This is a genomic window from Lentzea indica (assembly GCF_012184385.1).
Taxonomy (GTDB): Bacteria; Actinomycetota; Actinomycetes; order Mycobacteriales; family Pseudonocardiaceae; genus Lentzea; species Lentzea indica.
The window spans coordinates 1-7,491 of the sequence record NZ_VSRL01000351.1; the positions used below are offsets into that span (position 1 = coordinate 1).

The 7,491-nt window shown below is 70.3% G+C and carries 12 protein-coding genes; 6 read left to right on the forward strand and 6 right to left on the reverse strand.

The window, feature by feature from the left end; translation table 11 throughout:
• The first annotated feature begins 319 nt into the window (after positions 1-319).
• Positions 320-502 carry a hypothetical protein gene (locus tag FXN61_RS45270; protein WP_167979985.1) on the forward strand — a complete coding sequence of 61 codons (183 nt, stop codon included), beginning with the start codon at positions 320-322 and terminating at the stop codon, positions 500-502.
• Complete coding sequence (locus tag FXN61_RS45275) at positions 499-831, forward strand: hypothetical protein (protein WP_167979986.1); 333 nt, start codon at positions 499-501, stop codon at positions 829-831. Before FXN61_RS45270 ends, FXN61_RS45275 begins: the two co-directional genes overlap by 4 nt.
• A 23-nt stretch (positions 832-854) precedes the next feature.
• Here FXN61_RS45275 and FXN61_RS45280 read toward each other — a convergent pair whose 3' ends face one another.
• Both FXN61_RS45280 and FXN61_RS45285 read right to left on the reverse strand, forming a co-directional pair.
• Positions 855-1,346 carry a potassium channel family protein gene (locus FXN61_RS45280; protein ID WP_223165865.1) on the reverse strand — a complete coding sequence of 164 codons (492 nt, stop codon included), beginning with the start codon at positions 1,344-1,346 and terminating at the stop codon, positions 855-857.
• Entirely contained in the window at positions 1,343-1,828 is a 486-nt protein-coding gene (locus FXN61_RS45285; RefSeq protein ID WP_167979987.1) for a DUF1269 domain-containing protein, read from the reverse strand. Before FXN61_RS45285 ends, FXN61_RS45280 begins: the two co-directional genes overlap by 4 nt.
• A 169-nt stretch (positions 1,829-1,997) precedes the next feature.
• On the opposite strand from FXN61_RS45285, the gene FXN61_RS45290 reads away from it, so the two are divergent.
• A complete protein-coding gene (locus FXN61_RS45290; RefSeq protein ID WP_167979988.1) occupies positions 1,998-2,411 on the forward strand; it encodes a DUF7144 family membrane protein in 414 nt (137 codons plus the stop codon).
• Positions 2,412-2,571: 160 nt separating this feature from the next.
• Complete coding sequence (locus FXN61_RS45295; RefSeq protein WP_167979989.1) at positions 2,572-3,417, forward strand: patatin-like phospholipase family protein; 846 nt, start codon at positions 2,572-2,574, stop codon at positions 3,415-3,417.
• Here the strand turns inward: FXN61_RS45295 and FXN61_RS45300 are convergent.
• Complete coding sequence (locus FXN61_RS45300; RefSeq protein WP_167979990.1) at positions 3,384-4,037, reverse strand: response regulator; 654 nt, start codon at positions 4,035-4,037, stop codon at positions 3,384-3,386. The genes FXN61_RS45295 and FXN61_RS45300 overlap by 34 nt on opposite strands.
• Positions 4,034-5,116 carry a sensor histidine kinase gene (locus FXN61_RS45305; protein WP_167979991.1) on the reverse strand — a complete coding sequence of 361 codons (1,083 nt, stop codon included), beginning with the start codon at positions 5,114-5,116 and terminating at the stop codon, positions 4,034-4,036. The genes FXN61_RS45300 and FXN61_RS45305 overlap by 4 nt, the downstream gene beginning before the upstream one ends.
• Positions 5,117-5,247: 131 nt before the next feature.
• On the opposite strand from FXN61_RS45305, the gene FXN61_RS45310 reads away from it, so the two are divergent.
• Positions 5,248-5,571 (forward strand): DUF6223 family protein, encoded by a 324-nt coding sequence (locus FXN61_RS45310; protein ID WP_167979992.1) that lies wholly within the window; start codon positions 5,248-5,250, stop codon positions 5,569-5,571.
• Here FXN61_RS45310 and FXN61_RS45315 read toward each other — a convergent pair.
• Both FXN61_RS45315 and FXN61_RS45320 read right to left on the reverse strand, forming a co-directional pair.
• Positions 5,528-6,673 (reverse strand): ROK family protein, encoded by a 1,146-nt coding sequence (locus FXN61_RS45315; protein WP_167979993.1) that lies wholly within the window; start codon positions 6,671-6,673, stop codon positions 5,528-5,530. The two genes, FXN61_RS45310 and FXN61_RS45315, sit on opposite strands and share 44 nt — an antisense overlap.
• Positions 6,674-6,695: 22 nt before the next feature.
• Positions 6,696-7,367, reverse strand: a complete 672-nt coding sequence (locus FXN61_RS45320) for an FGGY-family carbohydrate kinase (protein WP_376770815.1) — start codon at positions 7,365-7,367, stop codon at positions 6,696-6,698.
• Between FXN61_RS45320 and FXN61_RS56790 the strand changes: the two genes are divergently transcribed.
• Positions 7,273-7,491: hypothetical protein (locus FXN61_RS56790; RefSeq protein ID WP_376770816.1), on the forward strand; the 219-nt coding region annotated here is incomplete at its 3' end. The two genes, FXN61_RS45320 and FXN61_RS56790, sit on opposite strands and share 95 nt — an antisense overlap.

Here is a 7,491-nt window from a genome sequence, read left to right on the forward strand (position 1 = left end):
GAGCAGTTCGGCCGCACCTTGACGTGGCGTCTGCTCGCCGAGCTGGCGGGCGAAGAGAAACTGCCGATGTCCGTTCTGCTGCCCACCTCCCTGGTGCGCTCATGACCACCGAGCTGGTGCCGCTGCGCACCGGTTTCGACGTGGCGTGGCTCGGCTACCGCCGCGACCAGGTCCAGCACTACGTGGGCGAGACCGAACGCGACTTCGAACTGCTCTGCGCCGACCGGGACGCCGCCGAGGCGAGGGCCGTGTCGCTGGCCAGGAACCTGGAAGCCGCGCGCGAGGAGAACCGCGTGCTGCGCGACCGCATCGACCGCCTGTGCCGTCAGCCGTTGCTCCGGACGCGGTGGGCGAACGCCTTCGCCACGCGGTCGACACGGCGCTGTCGGAGGCGGCCGCGATCGTCGAACGGGCCGGTGCGATCGAGGACCACGTCTGGACCTCCGCCCGGCAGGCCTCGCCGAGCACCGCGACCTGCTGGCCACGACCCGCGAACGCATGACCAGGCTGGTCCGCGAGGGAGAAGCGCGCCGCCGTGCGCTGGACGAGGCAGCAGCCCGGCAACGTGCGCAGGCCGCCGACGACTTCGAGTTGGCGCTGGCGTTGCGGCGCAAGGAAACCCTGCGGGACGCACGGCGGATCGAGGAGACCGCGCGGCTGCGGGCCGATCGGATGGTGCGGGAGGCCGCACGGCAGGTGGAGGTGCTGCGGGAGCACCGGGATCGGGTGGCGGACGTGCTGCGGGTGGTGCACGCGCTGCTGGGCAAGGCGGCGGGACACCTGCACGTGGGGGAGGCGCCGGCGCGCAGGCCCGGAGGCGGGCTGGCGTGAAGATCCTCCCCTAGGCTCTGTTCTCACCGGCGCGGGGCACCCGTACCGGAGCGACGGCGAACCGCGGCGAGGACGACCTTGAGCGCCACGCCCACCACGAGCAGGTTGCCAACCATCTGCACGGTCACCAGAACGCGCGCGGCGGTGGAAACCGGTGCGATGTCACCGAATCCGACCGTCGCGAACACGGTGACGACGAAGTACAGAGCATCTGTGCGGCTCAACGAAACCGTGAAACTGCCAGGCTGGTGCCACGCCAGCAGAAAACACGCCTGAGCGAACACCAGCAGGAACAAGGGAATCACCAGGGCGAGTGCCTGCACGCCCTGCCAGCCGGGGCGCGACGACCGCCCGATCAACCGCACCTGCCACCAGAAGACCAGGAACACCAGCAGCAGAGCGGAGACCAGCCGGAGCACGGTGTACCCGTCCTCCGGCTGGTCCATCGGCAGGCGGTAGTAGACCAGCAGCAGCACCCCGACAGTCGCTGCCGGCCGCACCACCGCCCAGGTCACGACGTGAACGTCTCCCGCAGCAGCTTCTCCTGCTGCACCGAGAGGTTCGTGGTGATCAGCGTGGCTCCTGTCTGCTTGAACTGGTCGGCCACCCTGTCGACGACCGCGTTCTCGGACATCACGAACAACGCCGAGGTGCCCGGCGTGACGCTCTCCCTGACCGAACTGATGAAGTCGTCGTCGATGCCCGCCCTGGACAGTGATCCGGCCAGGGCACCGACGCCGGCGCCGATCGCAGCGCCCAGCACCGGGATGAAGAAGATCAGCCCGAACAGCAAGCCCCAGAACGCGCCACCGAGCGCGCCCGCGCCGGTGAGTTTGCCGAGTTCCTTGGTCCTGGGGCGTTTGGCATCGTCCTCCCAGTAGACGTAAGCCGTGTCGCGGATGGTGATCAGTTGCTGGTCCTGCAGCTTTCGCAACAGGTCGAGCGCGTTGCGCGCCCCGTCGGAGGTGTCGAACTTCCACACGGTCAAAGTGGCCATGGCGAAACTGTGCGAGAGACGCGGGGCAGCAGTCCTCACCCGCGAAGGGTGAGCCCGGACGGGTCATGACGGAGCACCGCACGCTTCCCGCGCGAAACGGGTGAAGATCCGCACCGGAAGCCGGTGCCACGGTGACCGGGCAATCCCGTCCCGAGACAACGGAGGCACGATGCGGGAGACAGGCTGGCTCGGCTGGATCTGGTTCGCGGGCATCATGATGATCGTCATGGGGTCGTTCAACGCCATTGAGGGGCTGGTGGGGTTGTTCCGTGGTGAGTACTACGTCGTGACCGAGGAGCAGGTGCTCGTCTTCGACATCACCGCGTGGGGCTGGATCACCCTTCTGATCGGGATTCTGGTGGCGCTCGCGGGCGGCGCGCTGCTCTCCGGTGCCGCGTGGGCCAGGGTGGTCGCCGTGGTGCTCGCGGTCATCAACGCGATAGCGCAACTGACGTTCATGTCGGTGCACCCGCTGTGGTCCACGATCATCATCGCCCTGTGCGTCACGGTGATCTGGGCCGTGGTCGTCCACGGCGCCGAAGCGGACATCACGACGACGAAGTACGAGTCCTCACACCATTGATGCCACGCGCACTCACGATCCTGCTCGGTGGCGCGGCCGTGCCACCGAGGCTGGCGACGCTGACGGTGGTCCTGCGCGTCCACGATGTGCCAGGCACCGTCGGCGTGGCGGAGGAGTTGGCCCCTCGTTTCGGCGTGTGCGTGGCGAGCAGGATGAGGGGGTGGCGACCGCGTTCGTGCTCGCAGGCGGTGGCAGCTTGGGCGCTGTTGAGGTCGGCATGCTGGCCGCGCTCACCGACGCCGACGTCCAGCCGGACTTCGTCGTCGGCACCTCGGTGGGCGCTGCCAACGCCGTCTGGTTCGCGCTGCACCCGTCCGATGTGGACTCTCTCGCCGATCAGTGGGTTTCGTTGCGCGGCAGGGATGTCTTCCCGGTCCGGCCGGTGCGCGGGCTGCTCGGCCTGCTGGGCTTCCGCGACCACCTCGTGCCGAACTCGGGGCTGCGCCGCCTGCTGGAACGCTCGCTGGGCTCGATCGACCTGACCGGCACGGTGCTGCCCGTTCACGTCGGTGCCACCGATGTGTTGTCGGGCGCGGAAGTCCTGCTGTCGAAGGGCCCGGCGGTCGACGCGGTGCTGGCCTCGACGGCGATCCCCGCGGTGTTTCCACCGCTGCACCTGGACGGTCGCTATCTGATGGACGGCGGCGCGGTGAACAACAACCCGGTGTCCCACGCGGTCGGGCTCGGCGCCGATCAGGTGTGGGTGCTGCCCACCGGGTACGCGTGTGCCTTGACGTCCCCGCCGCGCAGCGCGATCGGTGTCGCGTTGCAGGCGTTGACGTTGCTGGTCAACCATCGGCTGGTGGTGGACGTCGAACGCTATCGGGACGAGGTCGACCTCAGGGTCGTGCCGTCGCTGTGCCCGCTGCGGGTGTCACCGGGCGATTTCAGCCACGCCCGCGAACTGATCGACGCCGCGCACGCGAGCACCCGCGACTGGCTGGCCGCGGGGTGCCCTGCCGGTCCCGTGCATCAGGCTTGCGGGACGACCAGACCGGACTCGTAGGCGATGACCACGAGCTGGGCGCGGTCGCGGGCGTGCAGCTTGGTCATCGCGCGGTTGACGTGGGTTTTCGCGGTGAGCGGGCTGATCACCATGCTCGCGGCGATCTCGTCGTTGGACAGGCCCCGCGCGACCATGGCGACGGCCTCGCGTTCGCGGTTGGTGAGGTGGGTGAGGCTGGTGTTCGGCCGCGGCGGCTGGCTGACGTACCTGTCGATCAGCCTGCGGGTGATCGACGGGGCGAGCAGCGCGTCGCCGCGCGCTGCCACACGGACGGCGTGCAGGAAGTCCTCCGGCTGGATGTCCTTGACGAGGAACCCCGCCGCGCCGGCTTTCAGGGCGTGGAAGACGTACTCGTCGAGGCCGTAGTTGGTCAGGATCACGACGTGCGTGCTCGTCAGGGCCGGGTCGGCGGCGATGCGCCTCGTCGCCTCGATGCCGTCGACCTCCGGCATCTGGATGTCGATCAACGCGATGTCCGGGAGGTGGTGCCGGGCCTGGTCGAGCGCTTCTGCGCCGTTCGCGGCCTCGGCGACCACCTCGATGTCGTCCTCCGCGTTCAGCAGGGCGCGGAAACCGCTGCGGATCAACGGCTGGTCGTCGACCAGCAGGACGCGGATCATGGCTGTGCCACGGGGAGTTCGGCCTGCACGGTGAAGCCGCCCTCACTGCGCGGTGCGGCCTGGAGGCTGCCGCCGAGCGCGGTGACCCGTTCGCGCATGCCGAGCAGCCCGACACCGGGTTTCGACGTCCTGGGTGGCGCCTTGCCGTCGTCGTCGACGCGGATGAGCAGTGCGTCCGGCCGGTAGTCGATGCGGATCTGCGCGCTCGCGGCGGCGGCGTGCCGGGCGATGTTCGTCAGCGACTCCTGCACGATCCGGTACGCCGTCCGTTCCACGGCCGCGGGCACGTCGTTGTTCCGGCCCTCGATGGTCAGCTGTGCGTCGAGGCCGGCGGCTCTCGCTCGGCGCACCAGATCCGGGACGTCGTCGATGCCGTGCGGCGGGTTCTTGTCGTCGTCCCTGAGCGCTTCCAGGGTCGCCCGCAGCTCCCTGGCCGCCTCCCGTCCGGCGTCCCGGATGGCCAGCAGCGACTCGGGGACCTCCTCGCCGCGCTTCTGGGCGAGGTGGACCGCGACCTCGGCCTGCAGCTTGATCACGGAGATCTGGTGGGTGAGGGAGTCGTGCAGTTCGCGCGCGATGTGCAGGCGTTCCTCGTTGGCACGCCTTCGCGCGGTCTCCTCGCGGGTGCGCTCGGCCTCGTCGGCTCGCCGTTCGGCCTGCCTGAGCGCTTCACCGGCGGCCGCGGCGGCGATGAGCCACGCGATCTGGAGGACGTCACGGGTCTGCGCGAACGCCTCGTAGGTCGTGAGGTCGCGCGGCGAGATCAGTGCCGCGAGAGGGAGGGTGGCGATCATCAGCACCGAACCGACGACCGTGACGACGCGGTGGCCCGCCCTCATCGTCGAGTAGACCGCGAACAGGAACGCGATCACCGGCACTTCGGCACCGGTCGCCTGGTGGGCCAGCGCGAGAAGCCCGGTCGCGGCCAGCACGACGATCGGCGCGTCCCTGCGCGCCACCAGCACAAGTCCGCTCGCGGCCAGCAACACGTAACCGAGGCCGGTGGCGGGGTGCCCGGCCACCACGAGGCTCGCCGCCACCCCGGCGGCGATCGCCCAGTCCAGCCAGCGCCTGTCCATGGGTGCACCTTAATCCGATGTTCGCGCTGGTAGATCCTGCACGAGGAGGACAAATGATCTACTGCACGCGCAGTAGTCGCTGTCTACGTGCGCACGACGACGTGCGGCGGTCCGGCGGACATGCTCGTGCCATGTCTCTTTCACTGGTTGCTGCTGCTTATGAGATGACTGCCGGACGTGCCTGGTCCTTGGTTGGCGGGGCGTTCGGCCTGGTCGGAGTGGTGTTCGGCGTTGTCGCGCTGACGCGGCGCAGGGGTGCCGTCGTCGCCGTGGCGGCCGGAGTGGCCGGGATGCTGGTCGGCGCCCTGGTCGTGTTCATGGCGAAAGGTGGTCCCGGCACCGGCTACGGCATCGTCGGCGGCTACGTCTCGCTGGTGCTGGGCGCGGTCGCCGCGGCACTCGGTGGTCTGGCTATGCGAAAAGGCGCTCGGGCTGCTGCACGGCGCGCCGGGTGACCAGGCCCGCCGCACCCCGCACCACGGCGAACTCGCCGAGGGGTGAGGCGATCAGCCGGGTGTGCCGTTCGCCGCCCGCGAGCACCCTGGTGTCCATTTCGGACCGGACGGCGGCGCTGAGGTGCTCGTGCAGCAGGGCGTAGCTGCCACCGAGCACGACCGTCGGCACGTCGAAGAGGTTCATCAGCGTCGCCAGCCCGACCCCGAGCGCCTCGCCGGCTTTGCGCACGGACTCGAGGGCGCGTTCGTCGCCGGCTTCGAGCGCTTTCTGGAGGGAGTCGAGCCGGCGCCGTCCCGCCTCGCGCAGGATGACGTCGAGGCCCGCGTACCGCTCCACGCAGCCGCGGCTGCCGCAGGTGCACAGGACACCGTCGCGTTCGATCACCACATGTCCGAGTTCGCCGGCGAACCCGCTGACACCGCGGTAGACCTCGCCGTTGAGCACGACGCCCGCACCGATGCCGACGTCCGCGGACACGTGCACGAAGTCCTCGCCGGCGAGGTGCCGGGGCCAGAGGTGGGCCAGTGCGGCGAGGTTCGCCTCGTTGTCCAGCTCGACGCCGAGGCCGAGCCGCTCGCCGAGGCCGCCGGCCAGTGGCGCGCCGACGAGCTTGGGCAGGTTCGGGGCTCTGACCACGGCGCCGTCGTGGACGACGCCCGGTATCGCGAGGCCGACGCCGAGCAGGCTTCGCCCGGAGTCTCCGGTGATCTCGCGGATCAGGCCGGCGACCCGGTCGAGCACGTCGTCCGGGGAGGCCTTGCGGATGTCGGTGGGCACCAGGTGGCGGCGGATGGTCTCGCCGTCGAGACCGAGGGTCTCGACGGCGAGGTGACTGACGTTGATCTCCGCGCCGACCGCCACCGGGCCGTCCGGGTGGAAGCGCAGTGGCTTGGACGGCCTGCCCATGCCGGCGAGCGTGGCCGGTTCCTCGACCAGGATCCCGTTGGCCAGCAACGGTTCGGTGAGGTTCGACAGGGTCGCTTTGGTCAGGCCGGTGCGGGCGGCGAGGTCGGCACGCGAGCCGGGGCGGTCGACGAGTGCGAGCAGGACCGTCCGCAGGTTGCCGAGGCGAACCTGCCGCAGGTGGTCGACGGTGGTCATCGGCCCAAGTATCGCCGGGCGATCATCGGCTCAGGTACCGGTGTGCCGCGTCCGCGTACCTCGCGCGGATCTGTGGCACCGCCGTCGCCTCGTACCGACTGGTCTCCGCACCCGTCCACTCCGGCGGCGTCTCCGCACCCATGAGCGCCCACGCCGCCTGCCGCGCCGCACCGTCCGCGACGTACTCACCCGGTGCGGGCACGGTCACCGGCACCCCGAAGACGATCGGCGCGATCTCCCGCACCGCCGGTGACGCCGCCGCCCCGCCCACGAGCCGCACCCCGGTGACGTCCGCACCCTGCTCGGCCAGCGCGTCGAGTCCCACCGCGAGTCCGCACAGCATGCCTTCCACGGCGGCACGCGCGATGTTCGCCGGTGTGGCGTTGGTCAGCGTCAGACCGTGCAACGCACCCGTCGCGTCCGGCAGGTTCGGCGTCCGTTCGCCCTCCAGGTACGGCACCATCACCACACCCTCCGCACCGGGCTTCGCGGACAGCGCGAGGTCGCTCAGCTTCGCGAGATCGACACCCAGCATCCTGGCGGTCGCGTCCAGGACGCGTGCCGCGTTGAGCGTGCACGCCAACGGCAGGTACCGGCCCGTGGCGTCGGCGAACCCCGCCACGATCCCGGAAGCGTCCGCCGCCCGCACGTCGCTGGTCGCGGTCACGACTCCGGACGTCCCGAGCGACACCACGACGTCCGCGCCGCCGACCCCGAGCATCGCCGCCGCGTTGTCACCGGCACACGACCCGAACGACTTCGAGATCGGTCAGCGCCACAACCTGCCGAACCTCACGATCATGGACGGTCGCGCGGTC

Coding starts and splice junctions, on each gene's coding strand:
- FXN61_RS45275 (WP_167979986.1), top strand. CDS start 499: ATGACCAGGCTGGTCCGCGAGGGAGAAGCGCGCCGCCGTGCGCTGGAC.
- FXN61_RS45285 (WP_167979987.1), bottom strand. CDS start 1,828: ATGGCCACTTTGACCGTGTGGAAGTTCGACACCTCCGACGGGGCGCGC.
- FXN61_RS45290 (WP_167979988.1), top strand. CDS start 1,998: ATGCGGGAGACAGGCTGGCTCGGCTGGATCTGGTTCGCGGGCATCATG.
- FXN61_RS45300 (WP_167979990.1), bottom strand. CDS start 4,037: ATGATCCGCGTCCTGCTGGTCGACGACCAGCCGTTGATCCGCAGCGGT.
- FXN61_RS45305 (WP_167979991.1), bottom strand. CDS start 5,116: ATGGACAGGCGCTGGCTGGACTGGGCGATCGCCGCCGGGGTGGCGGCG.
- FXN61_RS45310 (WP_167979992.1), top strand. CDS start 5,248: ATGTCTCTTTCACTGGTTGCTGCTGCTTATGAGATGACTGCCGGACGT.
- FXN61_RS45315 (WP_167979993.1), bottom strand. CDS start 6,673: ATGACCACCGTCGACCACCTGCGGCAGGTTCGCCTCGGCAACCTGCGG.